General features: G+C 44.2%; 21 protein-coding genes, 1 pseudogene and 1 riboswitch. Of the genes and pseudogenes, 7 read left to right on the top strand and 15 right to left on the bottom strand.

The window, feature by feature from the left end; all coding sequences use genetic code 11:
• Positions 1-30: 30 nt before the first annotated feature.
• From QVP40_RS00380 to QVP40_RS00365, 4 genes are read right to left on the bottom strand one after another with little or no spacing between them, the layout of a single operon-like run.
• The gene (locus QVP40_RS00380) at positions 31-816 is read right to left on the bottom strand and encodes an ABC transporter permease subunit (RefSeq protein ID WP_022066534.1); all 786 of its coding nucleotides are present in this window, start codon (positions 814-816) and stop codon (positions 31-33) included.
• Positions 813-1,724 carry an ABC transporter ATP-binding protein gene (locus QVP40_RS00375; protein WP_022066533.1) on the bottom strand — a complete coding sequence of 304 codons (912 nt, stop codon included), beginning with the start codon at positions 1,722-1,724 and terminating at the stop codon, positions 813-815. Before QVP40_RS00375 ends, QVP40_RS00380 begins: the two co-directional genes overlap by 4 nt.
• Positions 1,725-2,720: a hypothetical protein gene (locus tag QVP40_RS00370; RefSeq protein ID WP_022066532.1), complete on the bottom strand. Its 996-nt coding sequence runs from the start codon at positions 2,718-2,720 to the stop codon at positions 1,725-1,727.
• Positions 2,721-2,726: 6 nt separating this feature from the next.
• Entirely contained in the window at positions 2,727-2,843 is a 117-nt protein-coding gene (locus tag QVP40_RS00365) for a helix-turn-helix domain-containing protein (protein ID WP_022066531.1), read from the bottom strand.
• A 372-nt stretch (positions 2,844-3,215) separates the two neighbouring features.
• Here QVP40_RS00365 and QVP40_RS00360 point away from each other — a divergent pair, with 372 nt between their 5' ends.
• Entirely contained in the window at positions 3,216-4,406 is a 1,191-nt protein-coding gene (locus tag QVP40_RS00360) for a phosphopentomutase (protein ID WP_138271553.1), read from the top strand.
• 160 nt (positions 4,407-4,566) lie between these two features.
• Here the strand turns inward: QVP40_RS00360 and QVP40_RS00355 are convergent, their stop codons facing one another.
• On the bottom strand, positions 4,567-5,559 hold the full coding sequence (locus QVP40_RS00355) for a Fic family protein (protein WP_022066529.1): 993 nt from the start codon (positions 5,557-5,559) through the stop codon (positions 4,567-4,569).
• A 262-nt stretch (positions 5,560-5,821) separates the two neighbouring features.
• Here QVP40_RS00355 and QVP40_RS00350 point away from each other — a divergent pair, with 262 nt between their 5' ends.
• Complete coding sequence (locus QVP40_RS00350; RefSeq protein WP_022066528.1) at positions 5,822-6,127, top strand: helix-turn-helix domain-containing protein; 306 nt, start codon at positions 5,822-5,824, stop codon at positions 6,125-6,127.
• Between the two features lie 151 nt (positions 6,128-6,278).
• Here QVP40_RS00350 and QVP40_RS00345 read toward each other — a convergent pair whose 3' ends face one another.
• Complete coding sequence (locus QVP40_RS00345; protein ID WP_022066527.1) at positions 6,279-8,372, bottom strand: elongation factor G; 2,094 nt, start codon at positions 8,370-8,372, stop codon at positions 6,279-6,281.
• Positions 8,373-8,580: 208 nt separating this feature from the next.
• Here QVP40_RS00345 and QVP40_RS00340 point away from each other — a divergent pair, with 208 nt between their 5' ends.
• Positions 8,581-9,672: a prephenate dehydrogenase gene (locus QVP40_RS00340; protein WP_022066526.1), complete on the top strand. Its 1,092-nt coding sequence runs from the start codon at positions 8,581-8,583 to the stop codon at positions 9,670-9,672.
• 8 nt (positions 9,673-9,680) lie between these two features.
• On the top strand, positions 9,681-10,952 hold the full coding sequence (gene aroA, locus QVP40_RS00335) for a 3-phosphoshikimate 1-carboxyvinyltransferase (protein WP_022066525.1): 1,272 nt from the start codon (positions 9,681-9,683) through the stop codon (positions 10,950-10,952).
• 21 nt (positions 10,953-10,973) lie between these two features.
• On the opposite strand, the gene QVP40_RS00330 is transcribed toward aroA, so the two are convergent.
• The 8 genes and pseudogenes from QVP40_RS00330 to QVP40_RS00295 all read right to left on the bottom strand — a co-directional run bounded on the left by QVP40_RS00330 (position 10,974) and on the right by QVP40_RS00295 (position 18,027).
• Positions 10,974-11,744 (bottom strand): ABC transporter ATP-binding protein, encoded by a 771-nt coding sequence (locus tag QVP40_RS00330; protein WP_022066524.1) that lies wholly within the window; start codon positions 11,742-11,744, stop codon positions 10,974-10,976.
• Between the two features lie 4 nt (positions 11,745-11,748).
• Complete coding sequence (locus QVP40_RS00325; RefSeq protein ID WP_022066523.1) at positions 11,749-12,531, bottom strand: ABC transporter permease; 783 nt, start codon at positions 12,529-12,531, stop codon at positions 11,749-11,751.
• A gap of 1 nt (position 12,532) precedes the next feature.
• The gene (locus QVP40_RS00320) at positions 12,533-13,606 is read right to left on the bottom strand and encodes an ABC transporter substrate-binding protein (RefSeq protein ID WP_022066522.1); all 1,074 of its coding nucleotides are present in this window, start codon (positions 13,604-13,606) and stop codon (positions 12,533-12,535) included.
• 29 nt (positions 13,607-13,635) lie between these two features.
• Complete coding sequence (locus QVP40_RS00315) at positions 13,636-15,126, bottom strand: aryl-sulfate sulfotransferase (protein ID WP_022066521.1); 1,491 nt, start codon at positions 15,124-15,126, stop codon at positions 13,636-13,638.
• A gap of 14 nt (positions 15,127-15,140) precedes the next feature.
• On the bottom strand, positions 15,141-15,452 hold the full coding sequence (locus QVP40_RS00310) for a thioredoxin family protein (RefSeq protein WP_022066520.1): 312 nt from the start codon (positions 15,450-15,452) through the stop codon (positions 15,141-15,143).
• 27 nt (positions 15,453-15,479) lie between these two features.
• Positions 15,480-16,385 (bottom strand): NAD(P)/FAD-dependent oxidoreductase, encoded by a 906-nt coding sequence (locus QVP40_RS00305; RefSeq protein WP_022066519.1) that lies wholly within the window; start codon positions 16,383-16,385, stop codon positions 15,480-15,482.
• 147 nt (positions 16,386-16,532) lie between these two features.
• Positions 16,533-17,475: pseudogene (locus QVP40_RS00300) on the bottom strand (LysR family transcriptional regulator).
• Positions 17,476-17,541: 66 nt separating this feature from the next.
• Positions 17,542-18,027 (bottom strand): GNAT family N-acetyltransferase, encoded by a 486-nt coding sequence (locus QVP40_RS00295; RefSeq protein WP_022066517.1) that lies wholly within the window; start codon positions 18,025-18,027, stop codon positions 17,542-17,544.
• 137 nt (positions 18,028-18,164) lie between these two features.
• Positions 18,165-18,236, top strand: a riboswitch (Fluoride riboswitch).
• Positions 18,237-18,289: 53 nt separating this feature from the next.
• On the opposite strand from QVP40_RS00295, the gene QVP40_RS00290 reads away from it, so the two are divergent.
• On the top strand, positions 18,290-19,483 hold the full coding sequence (locus QVP40_RS00290) for a cation:proton antiporter (protein ID WP_022066516.1): 1,194 nt from the start codon (positions 18,290-18,292) through the stop codon (positions 19,481-19,483).
• Positions 19,484-19,635: 152 nt separating this feature from the next.
• Positions 19,636-20,625, top strand: coding sequence for a 2-hydroxyacid dehydrogenase (locus tag QVP40_RS00285; protein ID WP_022066515.1), 990 nt, complete (start codon positions 19,636-19,638; stop codon positions 20,623-20,625).
• A 103-nt stretch (positions 20,626-20,728) separates the two neighbouring features.
• On the opposite strand, the gene QVP40_RS00280 is transcribed toward QVP40_RS00285, so the two are convergent.
• The gene (locus QVP40_RS00280) at positions 20,729-21,562 is read right to left on the bottom strand and encodes a deoxyribonuclease IV (RefSeq protein ID WP_022066514.1); all 834 of its coding nucleotides are present in this window, start codon (positions 21,560-21,562) and stop codon (positions 20,729-20,731) included.
• A 491-nt stretch (positions 21,563-22,053) separates the two neighbouring features.
• Between QVP40_RS00280 and QVP40_RS00275 the strand changes: the two genes are divergently transcribed.
• Positions 22,054-23,238, top strand: coding sequence for a CapA family protein (locus tag QVP40_RS00275; RefSeq protein ID WP_022066513.1), 1,185 nt, complete (start codon positions 22,054-22,056; stop codon positions 23,236-23,238).
• Positions 23,239-23,266: the final 28 nt, after the last annotated feature.

Genomic DNA, 23,266 nt, shown 5'->3' with positions numbered 1-23,266 from the left:
TTTATTCCTTTTTTCAAATTTTCTGTTTCATTATTTCAGCAGCATTTCATAGCTGAACCGTCCCATTGATCTTTTCAGAAGAAGTCCTGCCGCCAAAGCGCATAGTGCTCCCAATCCCAACAAAATCCATGTGTTTACAAGAAGCACTCCCATAAACTGTCCCACAGCCAGCAGAAGCAGCGGAATCACCAGAAAAACAGCGCCCTGCTGGGACTCTTCCACACTCTGAGCCTTTGCGGAACCCCGCACGATCAAAGTAATTGCGATCAGGGAAACAGAAGGCGAGATCAAAAACAAAATCACAAACCAGCTGATTCCGGGAAGCAGAAAACTTCCCATCAGAAACAGTGTCTCTGCTTCAAGTACCAGAAGCATTGCCAGAAAAGAAATAAAAGATATCAGCATACTCAGAAAAAAGGATGCCATTACCTTTGCACAGAAGATCTGTTTCACAGACAAAGGACAGTAAAGCAGAGTCTCCAGAGTATGTTTTTCCTTTTCCCCTACAAATGCGCTGGCTGACATAATGGACGCCGCCATTACCGGTATGATCAGAAAAAACACAGGAAGAATATAATTCAGAATCATTCCCATCAGGTCCAGCTCCATATTTCCGGAGCGAAGGGACATCGGCAGAAGCTCCAGCATCTTCTGAATGTCCGGGTCATCCGGCATAAAATGGATGGCGCACACGAGAATGGACGGAAAAATAATGGTAAAAACCAGGGGAACGATCAAAAGGGAAAGAAACAGATTTTTATTGGCCGTGATATTTCTTAAGTCTTTTCTGATAATAGCAGCCATTTTTTGTTTCATAGCAGTGCCTCCTCTCTGGCAGTAAAGGAAAAATAAATATCCTCCAGGGACGGTTTTTTTACATTGACCGAGTAAATATCTCCGCCGCCTGTTACGATTTTACGGACAAGGTCAGGAATCTCTTTGTCGGACCGGATTCTGCTCTCATACTGCCTCTCTCCTGTTCTTAAAAATCCCAGTTCCTCCGGCATGTGATCCCCACAGATCTCAAGACTTATACCGGAATCCACCTTATTTCGCAATTCATCCAGAGTGCCGGTGGCAAGCAGCCTTCCCTGAGCCATCAGTCCATATCTTGTACAGATCTCCTGAGCATATCGAAGCTGGTGTGTGCAGAGAAAAATCGTTATATGATCATCCTCTGCCAGCTTCCTGATCAGCTGATTCACATTCTGAGCGCTTTCCGGATCAAGTCCGGAAGTAGGTTCGTCAAGAAAAAGGATCTGTGGTCTGTGGATCAAAGCTCTGGCAAGGGAAAGCCTCTGACGCATGCCTGTCGAATAGGTAGACAGCTTCTGATCTCCCGCTTCATCCAGTTCCAGTTGTTTCAGCAGGAAATCCGCTCTTTTATCTGCCTCTGCTTTTGCCATTCCGAACACAGAACCATAAAAAATAAGATTGTGCTTTCCAGTCATATTGTTGTACATCTGCGCATGCTCCGTTACTACCCCGGAAACAGCGTGTACCTTTTCCGGGACTTCTGCAGGATTCAGTCCAAGTATCCTGCATTCTCCCCCAGAAGGAGCCAGCATCCCTGTAAGAAGCTTTACAGTCGTTGTTTTTCCTGCCCCGTTTGGCCCGAGAAATCCAAATACTTCTCCCTGCTTCAGAGAAAAACTGATCCTGTTTACTGCTCTTTTTCCATTCATATATGTTTTGGAAAGACCCTGCAAAACAATCGCATCCATCTACTGTTCCTCCTCATTCTTTTTCAGCCGGGACACCAGCTTCCCAAATCGGAATTCTTCTGAAATCTCCCGAAAAGCCGGACTGTCTGTAAGAGCCTGGGTCATACTGCGCCGAATTACAGAGACATTTCTGGGAGGCTGAACGCCCAGAGGCAGCGACTCTTCCAGCCAGCTGTCCAGTTTATGAAAAAAAGAATCTCCGTGAAGCTGCAGAGGATAAATATCTCCTGTTGCCAGCTCTGTATATTTTTCCAGAAACTCAAATGTCTTTTCCCATTCCTTCCGCACTGCCCATCCCTGCGCAATCATAAGATAACCGGGAAGCATGATCCCCGGATGAAGTTTCTCCAGCTGAAAGGCTTGTGCAACTGCAAGAAACCGGCTGCAGATCTCCTCAAATTCCTCAGCTCCTCCTGTACAGAGATTCATATATGAGGATAATACATTGCACAGGGCAACAACCTCTTTATATATGCCGATCTGCAAAATCCGTTCCGCTTCCGAAGCATTTCCCAGAAGCTGATAGGCAGAAGCCAGCACCGGTTCTGCAGGATTTGTTATTATCGCATCCTCGCCTAACAGCTCCAGTATCTCTTCCGGCCGTTTCAGGATCAGCAGGCAGTACGCTTCCATCTGAAGCGCCTCTTTTCCAAGATTCGGATCCTCTGCTTCTGTTTTTACACGGCTGAAAAGCTCTCTTGCCTCTTCCAGTATCTGCTCCGATTTTTCCTGGCTTCCTGCCAGCATAAAATGATTTACCAGCAAAATACCCATATGAAACAAAAGCGGATAGCAGGAATAATATTTTTTTATCTTTTCATGGCAGTGTTCCAGTGCCTCCTTAAAGGAAAGAGAGGAAAATTCTTCTGCAAGCAGATAATAGCATTTCCGGATTTCCATTTTATCCATCTGAGGTTCATATCCCATAAGTTCATCAATACTGATATTAAAATATGCCGCAAGCTGCGGCAGCAGCGTAATGTCCGGGTATGTCATACCGGTTTACCATTTGGAAACAGCAGCTTTGGACACTCCTAAATACGCAGCCAGTTCATCCTGGGTAATCCCACGTTTATGACGGTTTCCCACCAGAACACGGCCTAGCCTGATTTCCTTCATCAGCTCCACCTCCTGACTGTATTATAAAAAATCACCAACCGGAAAACAATGGAGTCTCAATTAATCTTTGTTAAAAAAATCAACCTGCAGGAAACCTGTCATAAAACTGATAACACGCTGTAAACGGACAAATGCCAGATTAAGTATTATAAAACCCGTAATGTGCGGACATAAAAAACATTAAACTCTCTATATACATCTTGCAAAGACAAACCAGAAAGGCTTTTATACATCTGTTTAAATTTGCTCATTTACAGTTATTTTACTGACAATCCCTTGGCAAACCCCAAAAACAGGATTATACTAACTATAGTACAGATGTTTGAAACGTTAAAAGTCTATTTTATTTTTATCAAATGAGGTAAATGGATGATGGAAAAATTCAGACGTATTTTTGTGATTGTTGCGGATTCTCTGGGAGTTGGAGCCATGCCGGATTCCCCGGCTTTCGGAGATGTGGATGTAAATACTCTGGGACATATTTCTCAGACTGCAGACTCCTTCCATATTCCCACTTTGCAGAAGCTGGGTCTTGCAAACATTACCCCTTTGAAGCAGGTTCCTCCTGCCTCTGCCCCTCTGGCTTACTACGGAAAGCTCTGTGAAAAAAGCAACGGCAAGGACACCATGACCGGACACTGGGAAATGATGGGACTGGAAGTCACCAGACCTTTCAAAACCTTCACAGAAACCGGCTTTCCTCCGGAGCTTATCAGGGAACTTGAAAAACGTACCGGCCGCACAGTCATCGGGAATAAAAGCGCCAGCGGAACTGAAATTCTGGATGAGCTTGCAGAAGAAGAAATTGCCACAGGTCATATGATCGTTTACACTTCTGCGGATTCCGTTATGCAGATCTGCGGAAACGAAGAAACCTTTGGTCTTGATGAGCTGTATCGCTGCTGTGAGATTGCCAGAGAACTGACTATGAAAGAAGAATGGCGGGTAGGTCGCGTCATTGCCCGCCCCTATACAGGCAAAAAGAAAGGTGAATTTAAGCGTACCAGTAACCGCCACGACTATGCGCTGAAGCCCTTTGGCAAAACAGCTTTGGATGCGCTGAAGGCCTCCGGACTGGATGTGATCTCGGTAGGAAAAATCAGGGATATTTTTGACGGTCAGGGAATCACTGACGCCCACAAGTCAAAAAGCTCTGTACACGGTATGGAACAGACCCTTGAAATTGCTCAGACAGATTTCCACGGTCTCTGCTTTGTAAACCTGGTGGATTTTGATGCTCTCTGGGGACACAGAAGAGATCCCGAAGGCTATGCCCGGGAAATTGAGAAATTTGACGTAAACCTTGGCAGACTCCTGGATTTAATGAAAAAGGACGATCTTCTGATCATCACAGCAGATCACGGCAACGATCCCACCTACACAGGAACTGACCATACCCGTGAAAAGGTTCCCTTCCTGGCTTACTCTCCCTCTATGAAGGGCGGAGCTGAAATTCCGGAACAGGAAACCTTTGCGGTGGTAGGCGCAACTATAGCAGATAATTTCGGAGTAAAAATGCCGGAGGGAACTATTGGAAGCTCTCTTTTAAGCTTATTAAAGTAACATAAGGGACTCAGGATTGCTCCTAATACTTCAGGAACAACGGCAGCTAATTATTCAGGGAAGTTTGTACCTTAAACTTCATATTCAAAATTTATGTAAATCACAAAACCACGTCATGCTGTCCTCTTCAGAAGTGCAGACGTGGTTTTATAATTGGATTTTAAATTTTTACATATCTTTGGTTTCTGCTGTTAGGTTTATCTGGAATCGTCATTTGGATAAGACCCATGTCCATTGCCGGACGCAGATAATTTCTTCGAAATCCCTCTTTGGATTTCAGGTTCAGCTTTTCCATAAGAGCACTGGCAGTATAAGGGATATCATATTCCATAATATCAAGTACTTTTTTTACATATTCAGAAAGGTGCTCATTATCTTCACTGAGCTGAACAGAAATATCACTTAATATTCTGTCAATCTGCCGCAGCATAAACTCAATAAAAACTGTAGATTCTCCATTTACATGACATCTGGCAATTGCCTCATAATATTCATCCTGAAACTTTTCAATCTGACTCTCAATGGGAATATACTCAAATATTGGTTTCCATTTAGATAAAATAGCTGTATGCCATAATCTTGCCATTCTTCCATTTCCGTCAGAAAACGGATGGATAAAAACGAATTCATAATGAAACACGCTGCTCAAAATCAATGGATGAACACTTCCATGAGATTCTTTCATCCAGGAAAAAAGCTCATTTATTAACTGAGGAACCAGTCGTGCCGGAGGCGCCATGAAAATACATTGCTCCCCATTAAATACGCCCTCCTCGCCATGCCGGAAATCACCAGATTCCTCTACAACATATTTTGTCATAATATTATGAAACTTTTTCAGGTCATTGATATCATATGGATGAATCTTTGCCAGCTGTTCATACGCTGCGTACGCATTTTTAACCTCCTGTATTTCTTTCTGTTCGCCTAATACAGGTCTGCCATTGATCAGATCTCTGACCTGGCCTAAAGACAGAGAATTTGCCTCAATCTTCAAAGAAGAATGAATGGATTTAATTCGATTATTTTTTCTTAAATGTGGTTTTGTCTGCAGATTATTGACAGCAGTAATCTGTCCTATTTTTTCTGAAATAGAAGACACATAGGACAATATTTCATTTGTAATTGTAAAAGGCGGCTTATACTCTCCCATAAAATCCCTCCGTTTACTTCCGTACTATCTTCCGCATTATCTTCCTCTATTATACCATCAGATAAATCACTTTCAATCCCCGAATATAAAAGAACTGCCTGCAAAATAAGCAATCACAAAACCACATCATTCTGTCCTCTTCAGAACAGCAGACGTAGTTTTGTATGATTGGATTTTACATATCTTTGGTTTCTGCTGTTTATAATCGTAAATATTTTTATTACTCTTTTGAACAATATAATACTTACAATGGAGGATTCATATGGACGTAATTAAACGAATTGACAACTTAATGAAAGAGCGGGAATGGTCTGACTACAAATTAGCTGCTGAATCTGGTCTTTCTTCATCAACAATAGCAAATATTCACCGTAGAAACACTGTTCCTTCTATCCCTGCTCTGGAAGCGATTTGTTCTGCCTTCGGAATCACCCTAGCGCAATTCTTTTCAGATAATAATTTTACTGTTCAATTAAATAGGGATCAATTAGATTTATTTACCCAGTGGATTTATTTAACAGACAATCAGAAAAAGTTGATTTATCAACTGATTAAAGAAATGAAATAATATATTATCAGCTACCTTCTTTCAGCTACCAGAAAAACTGCTGAACCCGTAATGTATCTAATACTTACAATTTTGGTTCTATAATCAAGGCACAGGACTTAATCCTGTGCCTTAAAATATCTCTCCCCATCATCTGACATGGAATTATTTTTTATTTATCCTCTGCTCCGTCATCTTTGGCTGCTCTTGCCTCGATCTCCTTTTTCTGGATATCTGCTGGAGCCTGCTCATAGCGGGCAAATTCATAGGAGAAGTCTCCGCTTCCGCCTGTCATGGAACGAAGATCTGTGGAATATCCGTAAATCTCAAGCATTGGGATATCTGCCTCAATTACAGTATTTCCATCATGATCCGGATTCATTCCCAGAACACGGCCGCGGCGTTTGTTCAGATCGCCCATAACGTCTCCGGTGTATTTATCCGGAACGGTTACTTTCATGCTGACGATCGGCTCAAGAAGAACCGGGGAAGCATCCATAAATCCCTTCTTAAATGCAAGGATGGTCGCCATCTTAAATGCCATCTCTGAAGAGTCTACCGGATGATAGGATCCATCATAAAGAGTTGCCTTCACACCAACAACCGGATAGGAAGCAAGAGGTCCTTTCAGAACACATTCCTGAAGTCCTTTTTCCACTGCCGGGAAATAGTTCTTAGGAACAGCGCCGCCTACAACTACCTGCTCGAACTCATATGGTGTTTCCAGATCACCGGACGGTGCAAAGCGCATTTTAACGTGCCCGTACTGGCCGTGTCCACCGGACTGTTTCTTGTGCTTGCCTTCTACATCAGAACTCTTGCGGATGGTCTCGCGGAACGGAACCTTTGGCTTGGAAAGCTCAATGTCAACTTTATAGCGATCTTTCAGCTTGTTTACAATAATGTCAAGATGCTGATCTCCCATGCCGTAAAGAAGAGTCTGTCTGTTGGCAGAATCATTTTCTGCACGAAGAGTTTTATCCTCACTTGTCATTTTTGCAAGAGCCTGAGAAATTTTATCCTCATCGCCCTTCTTAACTGCCTTATATCTCTTGCAGGTATAAGGAGTAGAGATCACTGCCTTCGGATAAAGAACCGGAGTGGTCTTGGTAGCAAGGCTGTCGCCTGTCTGTACGCTGTTCAGCTTGGCAATAGCGCCGATATCTCCTGCATGAAGCTCAGGAACCTCATAAGGCTTGGAGCCTTCCAGAACATACAGCTTATTCAGACGTTCTTCCTCTCCTCTTTCTACATTGAGAAGAGTATCATCGGATTTGATAACACCGGAAGCAACCTTGATAAAGGAATATTTGCCGATGAACGGATCAACGATTGTTTTCCATACATATGCGGATTTCGCTTTGGCAAAATCATAATTTGCCTCAAAAATCTCATTTGTCTTCTGGGAAATTCCATTGCAGGAGCGTTTATCCGGGCTTGGGAAATATCCGCAGATATCGTCAAGAAGATTGGATACGCCTCTTAAGCTTACCGGCGCGCCCATACATACCGGAACAATGCTTCCGTCCTGTACGTTTGTAGCAAGAGCTGCAGAAACCTCAGTTACAGAGAACTCATCTCCCTCAAAATAACGGTCCATAAATTCTTCGCTTGTCTCTGCCACAGATTCCATAAGAATGTCATGGTATTTTTCCAGATATTCGTTCAGATATTCCGGAATCTCACATTCCTGTTTGCCGCCCTTGTCAATATATTTTCTTCCGGCCTGTTTTACAACATTTACATAGCCTACAAATTTACCGTCTTCACGGATTGGGAAATGAAGAGGCGCGATCTTCTTGCCGTAAAGCTCTGTCAGCTCTTCCACGACCTTACGATAGCTGACATCATCCATATCCATGTCTGTTACAAAGAACATACGCGGAAGTCTGTATTTCTCGCAGAGATTCCATGCTTTCTGTGTTCCCACCTGAACCCCCGCTTTACCGGAAACAACGATGATGGCTGCATCTGCTGCGCTGACTGCTTCTTCTACCTCTCCCACAAAATCAAAATATCCAGGAGTGTCAAGAACATTGATTTTTACTTTATCCCACGGAACAGGAATCAATGATGCAGAAATAGAAAAATGTCTCTTGATCTCCTCTTTATCAAAATCACTGACTGTATTTCCATCCTCTACTCTTCCCAGGCGGCTTGTCATTCCCGCAAGATATGCCATTGCCTCTGCCAGTGTGGTTTTGCCGGAGCCCCCATGACCTAATAGGACTACATTTCTGATTCGGTCAGTTCTATAAACGTCCATATGTAATACCTCCCTGTTTGTCTGATATGTTCATATTTTACTAAAATTTCTCAGCTTTTTCAAGTATTTTATATAATTTTAACAACTTTTTTTACGGAAATAATGTGAAAATTTCACGAATTTTTACTTTTCCCTACAGTATTTGACTTTTTTCCCCTTATCTTTTAAAATATGAATATATTTTTCATGGGAAAGGATACCTGAACATATGAAAACCATTGGTTTTATCGGCCTTGGACTGATCGGAGGCTCTATTGCAAAAGCAATCCGCAAATTTCATCCGGATTACCATATCCTGGCATATGCCAGACATAAAGAAACTCTTGCCGCAGCTTTAAACAGCGGTGTTATTGACGGGGTACTGGAAAAAGAAGACGAACGTTATAAAACCTGCGACTATATTTTTCTGTGCGCCCCTGTTGAATATAACATTGAATACCTGAAATACCTGAAAACCGTCATTTCCGACAGCTGTATCATCACAGATGCCGGAAGCGTAAAAGGGCCGATCCATGAGGCTGTAGAAAAGCTGGAAATGGATCACTGCTTTATCGGCGGTCATCCCATGGCAGGTTCTGAACGGTCGGGCTTTTCCAATTCTTCCGATCACCTTCTGGAAAACGCCTACTATATTCTGACGCCGGGCGGTCAGGTTTCTTTAAATAAATTAACTGCATTTTCAGAGCTTGTGGATTCTCTGGGAGCCATTCCCATGGTCCTTACTGCTGAGGAGCATGATTTTATCACAGCGGGAGTCAGTCACCTTCCCCATATCATTGCCTCCTCTCTGGTCAACCTTGTCAGCGCCCTTGACAACGATGCGGAATATATGAAAACCATTGCAGCAGGCGGCTTCCGGGATATTACCCGCATTGCATCCTCCTCTCCTGTCATGTGGCAGCAGATCTGCCTGGAAAACACAAAAAATATTTCCACTGTTCTGGACGAATATATTCGCATGCTGATCCAGATCCGCTGCTCTGTTGACAACAAAGATGCGGACCAGCTTTATCAGCTTTTTGCCGCCTCCAGAGATTACCGTGATTCTATTGACGTAACCTCCAGCGGCCTTATCACCAAAGCCTATGTTCTTTATCTTGATATTGTGGATGAAGCAGGCGGAATTGCTACAATTGCCACAATTCTCGCCATGGACAATATCAGCATCAAAAATATCGGTATCATCCACAACCGTGAATTTGAACAGGGTGTGCTGAAAATTGAATTTTATGAGGAGGACGCCATGAAGCGCGGCGCCGCTCTTCTGAAAAAAAGAAATTATATTGTATATGAACGGTAGGTAGCAGTATGGAAATCAAAAAACAGACAGGTCTTCGGGGAACACTTGTGATTCCCGGAGATAAATCCATTTCCCACAGGGCAGTCATGTTCGGCTCCCTTGCAAAAGGAACCACAAAAATCTCTCATTTTCTGGAAGGCGCTGACTGCCTTTCCACCATTTCCTGTTTCCGCAAAATGGGAATTGAAATTGAACACAATAAAGAGGAAATCCTTGTGCGGGGAAAAGGCCTCCACGGACTGAGCGCCCCAACAGAAACTCTTGATGTAGGTAACAGCGGAACCACCACCAGACTGATCTCCGGAATCCTGGCAGGTCAGCGTTTTTCTTCCAGTCTTGACGGAGACGACTCTATCCGCACCCGTCCCATGAACCGGATCATAGCCCCTCTTACTTCTATGGGAGCGGATATTGTAAGCCAGAAAGGAAACGGATGCGCTCCCCTTATGATCAATGGAAAAAAACTTCATGCCATTCATTATAATTCCCCGGTAGCCTCCGCCCAGGTAAAATCCTGCGTACTTCTGGCAGGTATGTACGGCGATGGTATTACCAGTGTAACGGAACCTTTCCTTTCCAGAAACCATACCGAGATTATGCTGAATTATTTCGGCGCTGAAATAACTTCGGAAAATACCACAGCCTCCATTAAACCGGAGCCTGTTCTTGAGGCAAGAGAAATCACTGTTCCCGGAGATATTTCATCTGCCGCCTATTTTATTGCCGCAGGTCTTCTGACTCCAGACAGTGAGATTCTTCTTAAAAATGTAGGCATTAATCCTACCAGAGCAGGAATCCTTAAAATCTGCCGCGCCATGGGAGCTGACCTTACTCTTTTAAATGAAAAGCATGACGGGGAGCCTACGGCTGACCTTCTGATCCGTACAAGCAGTCTGAAAGGAACCGTCATTGAAAGAGCAGATATCCCGACCCTGATTGATGAAATTCCCATGCTGGCAGTTATGGCAGCCTTTGCAGAAGGAACAACCGTGATCCGGGACGCTCAGGAGCTGAAGGTAAAGGAATCTGACCGGATTGCGGTTATGGTGGATAACCTGAAACGAATGGGCGCAGACATTGAGGGAACAGATGACGGAATGATCATTCACGGCGGGAAGCCCCTTCACGGAGCTGTCATTGATTCCCATCTGGATCACCGGATCGCCATGTCCTTTGCAGTAGCCGGAACAATCTGTGAGGGAACTATGGATATCCGGGGCGGAGAATGCGTTAATATCTCCTATCCTGATTTTTATAAGGATCTTTATTCCCTGCATTAGTCAAAAAGCAGCAGAGCCGGATCAGATATTGTACTCCGGCTCTGCTGCTTTTTCTTCAAAGAAATAGTCAAGAATTTTCTTTTTATAATGTGCAAAATCACTTCCGCCACGATCACGGTATTTACCAAGCTCTACCTGGATTACATCCCTGATACGCCCCGGCCTCGCCGACATAACCACAATGCGATCTGCAAGAAATATCGCCTCTTCAATGTCATGGGTTACCATGATCATTGTATTTCCGCACCGGCTCCGTATCTTCAGAAGCTCCTCCTGAAGCTCGATTTTTGTAAGAGCATCCAGAGCTCCAAATGGTTCATCCAGAAGCAGTATTTTCGGCTGAGTTGCCAGTGCCCTTGCAATGGCTGCTCTCTGGGACATTCCACCGGACAGCTGACGGGGATAGGCTTTTTTGAATTCTGAAAGCTTCACAAGCTCCAGATACTGATCTGAAAGCTTCTTTTTTTCCTCCCTGGCCAATCCCTTTAAACCAAGCTGGACATTTCTCTCAATACTCATCCATGGAAACAGCCGGTGTTCCTGAAAAATCATTCCACGATCTGCAGCAGGCTCCGTAATCTCCTGTCCGCCTGCCGCTACCAGACCGGTATCATTTTTTTCAAGTCCTGCAATAATCTTGAGAAGAGTGCTTTTTCCGCACCCACTGTGCCCTACAAGAACCACAAATTCTCCCTCTTTAATATCCAGATTAATGTCATTGAGAACATTTATTTTTTCTCCATTTACCTCAAAGCTTTTGTTTACATTTTTTATGGTCAGTTCCTGTCCCATATATTCACCTTTCTCTTTCCCAGGGTGTGCACAGTTTTGAAATCAGTGAGATAATCTGATCCATTACAACTCCCACCACTGCAATAGCAATAATTCCCGAAAATACCACCGGATACTGCATAAGGCTTCTTGCGTCATTAATACGGAAACCAATTCCGGATGTGGCTGCAATCATCTCTGCTCCTACCACAGCCATCCAGGAAACGCTTAATCCCAGCTTCAGTCCCACAAAAATTGATGGAAGTGCAGAAGGAAGATAGATTTTTACAAACTGCTGCCAGCCATTAAGGTGGTACATTTTTCCTACCTCAACCAGTTTCCTGTCCGTCCTTTCAATTCCGCTGATCGTGTTTACCAGTACAGGAAAAAAAGAAGCAAGAAAGATAACTGCCACCTTGGATTCCTCACCAATCCCAAACCATATAATGAGAATCGGAACCCAGGCGATCATGGGAATCTGGCGGATAGCCGTAAAGGTCAGAATGAAAAATCGGTTTGCCACTGTACTCATTCCCATGATTACTCCCAGGAGAATTCCAAAAATAACGGCCAGAGAATAACCTTTTACAATACGGCTCAGACTCACTGCCAGGTCCCCTGGAAGAACTCCTGAGGTAATCTGCTGTATGAAAGTCTGAAACACTGTACCAAGCCTTGGAAGGATCAGTGTTGACATTGCGCCGGTTGCTGTTGCCACATACCAGGCCGCTGCAATAAGTGCCGGCAGAATAAGAAAATTAAAGAGAACTGCCGGTGTCTTCAAGATTCCATAACGCTGTCTTTTCATTTTACTGGTTCTCCTCTGTATCTTTCTGATATTCCTCAAGTGCCTGCTTCTGATAGGAAGCATCAATCCAGGAATCAAAATCCACTTTTGCGGATATCAGATTATTTTTCAGCTCAAATTTCTCAATTTTTTTCAGGGAGTCAATATACTGGTCATCCAGACTTACGGGATAGCCAAGTTTTGGATCCTCCACGGCTACCGATTTTACCTGTTCCAGAGTTCTTCCGCTTTTTTGGGAGGATAACTCATAAAAGCTCTCCGGATCCTGGACAATCTGATCCTTTGCCTTTAGAAGTGCTTTGAGCAGCGCCACATTTACTTCCTGATTTTCCTCCACGAATTCTGTTCTTCCAAGAAGTACAGTAGGCTCAAAATATGTATCCAGATCCGCCTCCACTCCTTTATGAAGGATTTTGGCTTTTCCCTGTTCCACAAGGGTATCTGCCTGTCCGTAGGTAACAACAGCTCCGTCTACTGCCCCTGCAGAAAGACTGGACAGTCCCTCTGGAATTGTACTGTTTACCAAATTCACATCTCCTTCTTCCAATCCAGCTTCTTCCAGGATTTTCAGTAAATACATTTGCGGAGCTGCGCCTCTCTGATAGGAAATCGTCTTTCCCTTCAGATCCTTCAGAGTGGAAATCCCAGAATCCACAGTCACTGCAAGCTGCCATGCAGAGCCATATCCTGCAACTGTCAGAAGCTTTGTATCAATGCCATTGGATTTCGCCATGACTCCTGCAAAGCCTGCATAATAGGCATAATCCAGATCCTGGGATACCAGTGCCTCATGGATGGCCGGCGCTGCCCCTGTAAAGGCAGTCAGCTTCGCATCATAGCCAAGAGGATGAAGATATTCATCCAGATACCCCTTTTCCTGGGCCAGTGCAAGAGTTCCCTCTGCCCAGTCTGAGCCAGCACTTGGAAATCCGATCTGCACCTCCTTGTATTCTCCTTTTTCTGTTTTTTTCGCCTTGGCATTTACCGTTTCCCCAAAAGCTCCATATCCTCCTGCAATCAGGCCAAGTGCAAATACTGTTCCCAAAAATACCGCTGTAAGTTTTCTGTTTCTCATTTTATCACTCCCTCTTCCTTATCCTGCGTTTACTTTACTAGATCACTTTTTCTGACAGTTGCAACACAGAAATTGATCTCTTCATCCTCATCTTCTCCGGCTCCGCCGCCTGTCATTAGTCTGGCATTAGGATCCACGCCCTCAATAACGGTTATCTTACCAAGCTGATTTCCTGTCAGGGAGCCCGGCACCCGGAAGGTTTCCACATTAATTTTTTCCACTGAAATCTCCTGAGGTTTCTCCACCTGGGGAATCCACTCATAGGGTACACGGTAAGCCCTGTAAATCATATTATTGGTAAATTTTCCAAGAATGGTATTAAAATACGGATTGATGTATTCCCACACGATTTCATGGTCCGGCGTCACCTCTATCAGTCTTCCATCAGAGCCTTCTGTAATCAGGGTATTTCTATTTGGAAGCCTCTGTGCAGAACTGATATAGGAACTGTAAAACTTGGACGCATCGGTAAACAAAAGATATCCTGCTTCCTGAGGGGTATACTGCCAGGTAATTTCCAGTGTCACAGGATTGAACTGAAGGACTCTGGAATAATCCCGCCTTGCATTATTTACTCCTGTCAGAGCTCCTGGATTCGGCACACCGTAGCCGCCTTCTCCTCCATTGTCAAACACCAGAAGATCTCCCTCTCCCGGCAGTCCCTTGGGAATCATGTGCAGATGGTGCTGTCCGATAATCCAGCCCAGCTTTTTCGTTGCTTCACTTTCATTAAAATCCGGTCCCAGCTTCCAGACAATATCCCCTGTTTTTTTGCTGATTATGGCAAGAATATTGGAATTTCGTCCGTCAATAATAATATTTTCCGGATGGAAACGCTCATCCCCCTGATCATACCATTTGTTTTCGCCCAACACAGACATGCTGTTAATATGCATCCAGTCTCCGCCGGCCTCACCCTGAAGGCATGGATTGCGGAACAGCGCATTTCTGGCAGCTTCATCAAAGCCAAACTGTTCAAAATGATCACTAGCTCTCCAGCTCCAGAGAATATTTCCCTCCCAGTCTACCTCAATAATTTTGTCATCAATCAGACGCTTATCTGAAATCTCATGCTGGTAAAGATTTTCGTGAGTCAGAAGAAGCGTGTTCCCTCCGTCTGTACGAGGTTCTCCGCCCGGGTAGTAATAGCCTACGGTAGATCCCTCTCTCTGAAAATCATGATGCTGCCTTGCCATATAGACCGGTTCCTTATCTCCATCTCCAATCAGCTCTGTATGGTCAAATTTCCATACAATATTTCCCTCCCAGTCTACCTGCACCAGATCAATCTGATCCTGATAGGCTTTTTTTCCCGGACGGGTTCCTGTTGTACCCATTACATAGCCGCCGGGAAGAATTTTATTGGGAAAGCCTCCCAGCCCCGCCCACAGCTGAACCTCTCTTCCATTCATATCAATAAGCAAAGCTCCCTTTGCCGAAGGAAAAACCGTATAACCGTTAAATGCCTTTTCTTTATCATAAACTGTTGTTCCCGTAGGAAAAATACTTGGATATCCCATATATCTGTACCTCCTTATAATTTTTTGATGTTTTCCGCAATAATCAGCTTATGTACAAAGCCCAAAGACCGTTCCCTGAGCTGCCCGTCCTTAAAATACAATAATGCAGGTACAGAACCTACCTCATATTCCTCTGCCAGAAATATTTCTGCAGGAATTTCCACCTTTCCAAAAAACACGCTGTCCCCAAGCTCCTCTGAAAGCTCCTGAATGCCTGCCTCCAGTTTTTTGCAGTGTGTGCAGGTTTTGGAATAAAATTCTACGACTGCTGTTTTATTTTCTTTTAATGCTGCCTCAAAGTTCTGTGCTGTCAGTTCCTTTACCATTTTTTCGGTTCCTTTCTCTATAAAAAATTATTGGTAATGCTCCAGAATATACCGGGCTGCGGCAGTAGCTGCTGCTGCCCCGTCTGCCGCAGCAGTAATCACCTGCCGAAGCTTTCCGGCTCTTACATCACCGGCTCCATAAAAGCCTTCTGCTGATGTGAGGCCTTCCTCTTCTGTCTGGATATATCCATTTTTATCCAGGTTTACCAGCCCCTTGAGAATTTCTGTCCGGGGCTGCATTCCGATTGCGGCAAAAATGCCATGAACAGTCAGTTCTCTTCCAGAATCAAGGAAAAGCTGTATCTCTCTGCCTCTCTTTTCCAGCTTTTTCACTTCCGTACTCCGAATGATTTCCACATTTTTCTTTTTCTCCAGAAGCTTCAGAGTACCATATGCTCCCCGGAAGCTTTCTCTCCGGTGTATAAGAAAAACCTTCCTGCAGATTTCCGACAGCAGCAGCGCATCATCCAGTGCAGTATTTCCGCCTCCAATCACTGCTGCGTCTTTTCCCTGATAAAAGGCACCGTCACAGGAAACGCAGTAGGAAATTCCATTTCCCTCCAGCTTTTTACTTCCTGGAATCATAAGTCTCCGATGAGAAGCTCCTGCTGCATAAATCACTGTTTTTGCTTCCAGACAGCTTCCGGACTTCAGCTCCACCTGAAAATATTTTTCCGTTTTTGTAATGCCTTTGGCTTCGTCCTCCAGGATTTCAATCTCCAGCTTTTTCGCATGGTTCAGAAATCTTTCTCCCAGCTCATATCCGCTGATTCCCGGCAGACCCGGATAATTGTCAACACAGGGACTTTCTGCGATCTGCCCGGTTCCCTCATATTCCTTTTCCAGAAGCAGAACGTCCAGATTTGCTCTTTTTGCATAAATTGCAGCAGTAATGCCTGCTGGTCCGCTTCCGATAATCAGCACATCTCTCATTTTCTCCCTCCCATCATTAATCATATTTACATATCTGTTTAGTATGTTTTTCATGTCGATGATACTACCATATAACAACAGCACCTGTCTAATACACAAAAAAAATAGCCAGCTATAGCTTTAAGCTATAACCAGCCTGTATATTCTCTATATCTCCTCATATTCTCTGCTGCTTTCATCCAGATATTTCTTCAGAGCAGATACATATCTGTCCCCCAGACGGCTGAGAGTAAGATTTTTCCTTGTAATGTATCCAATATCCATCCTATTTCCCTCTGAATCATCCTCATCCAGGAAAGGTACTGCCCGGTAATTACTGCCGTTAAGCTCGTCACAGATAATTCCGGAACAAAGAGTGTATCCGTTCAGACCAATCATCAGGTTCAGCATAGTGGCACGATCATTTGCCCTGATAAGGCGGCTGTAATCATTGGTGGGCAGAATTTCCTCTGACAGATAAAAAGCACTGTTATCTCCCTGTTCAAAAGAAAGACAGGGGTATGGCTCTAGCTGGCTGAAACGAATGACTTTCTCATCAGCAAGAGGATGCCCCTTCCACAGATACACATAAGCTCTGCATTTGATCAGCATATGAAATTCCAGATCAGCAGACTTCAGAAGCTTTTCCATGGATTTTCGATTAAAGCTGCTGAGATACAGAACTCCTATCTCACTTCTCATTGTTCTCACATCATGGATAATCTCCTCTGTTCTTGTTTCCCGGATAGCAAATTCATACTTTGACATATCACAGTTTTTTGCCACATCCACAAAGGCCTTCACTGCAAAAGAATAATGCTGAGTGGATACACCAAACTTCTCTTTGCGGATACCACTGCCTTCATATCTCTGAAGAAGCTGTTCATACTGCATACAGATTTCTTTTGCATAAAGCAGAAACTCTGCGCCGTCATCGGTAAGTGTCACACCTCTGCCACTGCGGAAAAAGATCGTGATACCTATTTCCTTTTCCAGTTCCTTGACTGGCATTGGTAAGAGACGGCTGAGATACATAAAGAAGCTCTGCTGCCTTATTCATGGATTTTGTTTCTGCTATGGTCAATATGTATCTGAGCTGTACAAAAGTCATTGCTGTACTCTCCTTTTTCCTGTTGTATTATTGTTTCTGAAAAAGCAGCTTTCCCTCTGAATTCCTTTAATCCTTAAACCTTTTCTCCATAATGCAGCACTGAATCTCAAGGCCAAGGCTTTTATAAAAGGCATACGCTTCCCTGTTAAAAGACCATACCTTAAGATCAATCCTTTTCAGCTTTTCTTTTTTTGCCAATGTTTCCATACAGGCGTAAAGCTGTTTTCCCACACCTCTTCTTCTGTAATCCTCCATAACGTAAACAGCATCAATATAAAGTGTATGATTCTTTTTCAGCATGGGGTTTACCGGTGTTTCCTTTCTTTTTGCAATCACAGCTCCCACAAGCTTTTCACCTGCCTTTGCGCCCACAGCCACATATTCGTCACTTTCCAGAATTTCCTGATATTCCTCTCTGGTTAAAAGCTCTTCCGTATCCACATAAATATCCGGTCTTCCATTTACATGTTCTTTATGAAGCACATGATAGGCTCTGTTTACAAACTCATAATCTTTCATGGAAAGCTCTGTTATCTGTATGCTTTCTGTCATTTCCTTTCTCCTCCTTTGAAAAAACTGTCCCTATTATAATAAATCAGGCAGTCACAATCAAGCCCCGGACAAAATGGTTGACAACATCATGGAGTGCAAAGCAGAAAACTTTTTACATTTTTCTTTTTATAGGGTACAATGAATTTGGGAATGAAGTTCTCCCAAGGGAAACCTGAACTGCTTATTAAGCTGATGACTTCTGAGATTATCATATCGCAGAAGCACCAGCTTTTTTTCTGCGATAAAAACTAGGAGGAAATTTATGTTAACGTCACTTGCCTTTATTTTTCTGGCAGGCCTTGCTATGGCCGCCTTCTGCCAGATGCTGAAGCTTCCCCGTATCATCGGCATGCTTGCCTGCGGAATCATTCTGGGGCCCCATGTACTGGATCTTCTGGATCCTTCCATCCTGTCCATTTCATCAGAATTGCGCCAGATTGCTCTGCTTATTATCCTGCTGAAGGCCGGGCTTTCACTGGATCTTTCGGATCTGAAAAAAGTAGGACGGCCTGCTGTTATGATGTCCTGTGTCCCGGCTGCCTTTGAAATTCTGGCATTTTTTCTTTTTGCCCCTCATATTCTGGGCATTACCGGAATGGAAGCAGCTGTAATGGGTGCAGTCCTGGGAGCTGTTTCTCCGGCAGTTGTGGTTCCACGGATGGTACAGCTTATTGACACTGGGTATGGAACAAAAAAAAGCATTCCTCAGCTGATCCTTGCAGGATCCTCCTGTGATGATATTTTTGTGATCGTGCTGTTTTCTACCTTTGTGAGTATGGTCCAGGGAGGACATGCCAGTGTATCAGATTTTGCTGCTGTCCCGGTTTCAATTATCCTGGGAGCTGCACTTGGAGCTGTAACCGGCTGTCTTCTCAGTCTGTTTTTTGAGACTTTTTACAGACGTTACCACTATATCCGCAGCAGCACAAAGCTCATCCTTGTCCTTGGCTTTGCCTTCCTTATGACAGCTGTGGAAACCTGGCTGAAAAACACAGTTGCCCTGTCCGGCCTTCTGGCAGTTGTCAGTATGGCCTGCATTCTCAGACAGAAGAGTCCCGTCTCTGTATCTAAAGGTCTTTCTGAAAAATTCGGTAAGCTGTGGCTTGGTGCTGAGGTGATACTTTTTGTTCTGGTAGGCGCTGCAGTGGATATACGCTACACCCTGGATGCAGGACTTCCTGCTGTGGCAATGATCTTTCTTTCCCTTCTGTTTCGCTGCCTTGGCGTTGCACTCTGCATGGCAGGAACCAGCCTGAATCCAAAGGAACGGCTTTTCTGCATCATAGCCTATCTTCCAAAGGCCACTGTGCAGGCAGCCATCGGCTCCATTCCCCTGACTCTTGGATTACCCTGTGGAAAAATCGTCCTTTCTGTAGCGGTGCTGGCAATTCTTATTACTGCCCCACTTGGAGCCATTGGGATGGACCTAGGCTACAAAAAGCTCCTGTCCCGGTAACTGAAGCTTCTATATGCAGAGATTACTGTTCACCGTAACAGGAAAAGGAATATTTTTTCTCCTACTGTACACTCTATATTGACAGCAGAGAAATCTCACGGTACGATTTCACCAAACCCTGTACATATACAGGGAGAAAAGGAGATACTATTATGAAAATTTTATTTTATGGTGCAAAAGACTACGATCAGCAGTTTTTTGACAAGTTGGCTCCGGAATACCCGGGAATTACTTTTAAGTTTATTGAAGCAAATCTCTATGAGGAAACCGCTTCTCTTGCCAAGGGCTATGATGGAATCTGTGCCTTTGTAAATGCAGATATCAGTACAGCTGTTGTAAAGGAACTCCATATCCAGGGGGTAAGGCTGATCCTTATGCGCTGCGCAGGCTATAATAATGTGGATCTTAAAGCGGCTGCCCATTACGGAATTAAGGTTCTCCGGGTACCCGGATACTCCCCGGAGGCTGTTGCCGAACACGCTATGGCACTTGTTCTCACTGCCAACCGCCACACCCACAAGGCTTATATTAAATGCCGCGAAAATAACTTTGCCCTGAATGGACTTATGGGGGTGAATCTTTACAAAAAAACAGCTGGTATTGTGGGAACCGGAAAAATCGGCCTTGCCATGGCAAGAATCTGCCGGGGCTTCGGCATGCGTGTGATTGCCTACGACCTTTATCCAAACAAAGAACTGGATTTCCTGGAATATGTATCTCTGGACGAGCTTTTAAGCACAAGTGATCTGATCAGTCTTCACTGCCCGCTGACAGAGGAAACCCATCATCTCATCAACGAAGACTCCATCTCCAAAATGAAGGATGGCGTGATCCTGGTAAACACTTCCAGAGGCGGTCTTATTAAAACAGAGGATCTGATCGCAGGAATCCGCGATCATAAATTCTTTGCAGTGGGACTTGATGTATATGAAGAGGAATCTGAGCTTGTCTATGAGGATATGTCGGAGCGCATCCTTCAGAGTTCCACGATCCAGCGTCTCCTCTCCTTTCCCAATGTGGCAATGACCTCTCACCAGGGCTTTTTTACAGAAGAGGCTCTGACAAATATTGCAGAAACAACCCTGCAGAATGCCGCTGATTTCCGTGACGGCAAAGAACTGAAAAATCAGGTGACTATATAAAAATATCACTGACCCAAGACTTCGGCAAAGTCTAATAAAAACTCCCCGGCGGCATCCTTCTGTAGTATGAAGGAACACTTCCGGGGAGCATTTGTTTGCAAATTTACTTTTCAAAGGCTTCTCTTAAAAGAGTAATTTCTCTTGTCCATCCCGCATCATCATTGGGAGTTTCCAGAATAAAAGGAATATTCTTAAGCGCCGGATGACGGATTACACGGACCAGAGCCTCCAGACCAATCTCACCTTCTCCGATCCTTGCATGACGGTCCTTATGGCTTCCAAGACCGTTCATACTGTCATTAAGATGCACTGCCTTCAGTCTGGACAGCCCGATTACTTTATCAAATTCTGTCAGCACACCGTCAAGGTCATTTACAATATCATAACCGCCGTCCCACACATGACAGGTGTCCAGACAGATTCCCATTTTATGATCCTTTTTTACCAGCTCCAGAATGGCATGAAGCTCCTCAAAGCTTCTTCCCACCTCAGAGCCCTTTCCTGCCATGGTTTCCAGAAGAACAATTGTTGTCTGTTCCTCTATAAGAACCTCATTGAGAATCTCTGCGATCTTTTGGATGCCCACTTCTGCCCCCTGTCCTACATGGCTGCCCGGATGAAAATTATAATAATTTCCCGGCGTATACTCCATACGCTTCAAATCATCTGCCATAGTGTTTCTGGCAAATTCCTGCAGCTCTTCCTTGGCTGCACAACAGTTCATGGTATAGGGCGCATGGGCCACGATTTTTCCAAATCCATTGTCACCTGCAAGCTGAAGAAATTTCTCCACATCTGTCTCGTCAATGGCTTTGGCATTGCCTCCTCTTGGATTTCTTGTAAAAAACGCAAAGGTGTTTCCTCCGTTTGCAATCATCTGCTGCGCCATTTTTTCATAACCTTTGGATGAGGTTGTATGATTTCCAATATATAACATATCTTTTCTCCATCTTCTGTATTTATCCGAAACCTGTGTGATGCAGTCTGCAGTCACTGACTGCCAGAAAAAATCATCCCGGCGCCATACATGTTCCGGATAACCCTATTATAGCAGAAAACCTTCTGTACAAAAAGAGAAAATCTGTTGACGAAAATCCAAAAAATACCTATACTTTTATTAATTGCCGATATCCGGATTTTTTAATCAAATACCCGGCTGTCTGCTTATTTTTACCAATGACAAAGGAGCTGCGTATGAATCCACCATCCAGAAACCAAAGGCCTGATTCTTCCAGGCAAAGTTCCCGAACCTCCGGGCAGAAAACCAGACCCAATTCCGGGAATGTAAAAAAATCATCCTCTCAGCGCTCCAGAGCGTCTTCCGCTCACAGCGGAAACAGAAGCCGTTCACGCTCTGCAGCCGCACACAAACGACGTATCAGCCGCAAATCCCGTTATTACAGACAAAGGCAGAAAAAAATCTTTCTTATGACAGCAGGCGCTGTACTTCTGCTTTTTCTTCTTGTTATTTCTTTTGTAATCCGAAGCTGCGGAGACAAAAAAGCAGAATCAGCCTCCTCACAGAACACTCAGACAGAGGGGAAAAATAATTCTGCCAAAAAAGTGAGTGACAAAGACACTGCTTCCGGTGATGAAAACACCGAAGCGACTGACAAAAACCCAAATCTTCCGGAGAATCCGGTTTCACTGACTGTCAGTGTGGTTGGCGACTGCACCCTTGGCACAGATGAGTCTTTTGACTATGATACCAGTCTTAATGCCTATTACGAAAGCTATGGCGCTGATTACTTTTTCTCCAATGTAAAAAATATTTTTTCTGAAGACGATCTGACGATTGCAAACTTTGAGGGAACTCTTACAGACTCCGAAGAACGGGAAGAAAAACAATTTGCTTTTAAAGCTCCGGCTGAATATGCAGACATACTCACTGCCGGTTCTGTGGAAGCGGTAAATACAGCCAATAATCACAGCCATGATTATGGAGAACAGAGCTTTACCGATACCCTGACCGCCCTTGATCAGAAGGGGATCACTCATTTCGGGTATGACGAAACGGCTGTTATAGATGTCAAGGGCATCAAAGTAGGACTTGTAGGAATCTATGAGCTGAAAGATCATCTGAACCGGGAAGAACAGTTAAAACAGAATATTGCCAAAGTAAAAGAAGAGGGCGCTGTGATCACCATTGTGATCTTCCACTGGGGAAATGAAAAGGAAGAGGTTCCTGACAGCAACCAGATGACACTGGGAAGACTTGCCATTGATGAAGGCGCGGATCTTGTCTGCGGTCATCATCCTCATGTGCTTCAGGGAATTGAAGAATACAAAGGCAAGAACATTGTTTACAGTCTGGGAAATTTCTGCTTTGGCGGAAATTCCTACCCAAGCGATATGGACACCATGATCTTCCAGCAGACCTTTACGGTAGATAAAAACGGAGTAAAAGCTGACAATGTCACCAATGTGATCCCCTGCTCCATTTCCTCTGAATATGATTATAACAACTATCAGCCCACTCCTGCCCAGGGTGACGAGGCGGACCGGATCCTGGCCAAAATTCAGGAAAGAAGCTCCTGGATCACGCCTGCTGAAACATCGGAACCGGTCGGTGAATCCAGTCAGGAATCTGCTGATCTCTCTGACAGTGAGTAAGCGCTTAATTGGTTCTTTCCATACTTAG

Origin of the sequence: Blautia sp. CAG:257 (assembly GCF_000433815.1) — a bacterium.
GTDB lineage: Bacteria > Bacillota > Clostridia > Lachnospirales > Lachnospiraceae > Blautia_A > Blautia_A caecimuris.
The sequence above is the reverse complement of the archived record's forward strand: the minus strand, read 5'-3'. Positions and strand labels throughout refer to the sequence as shown.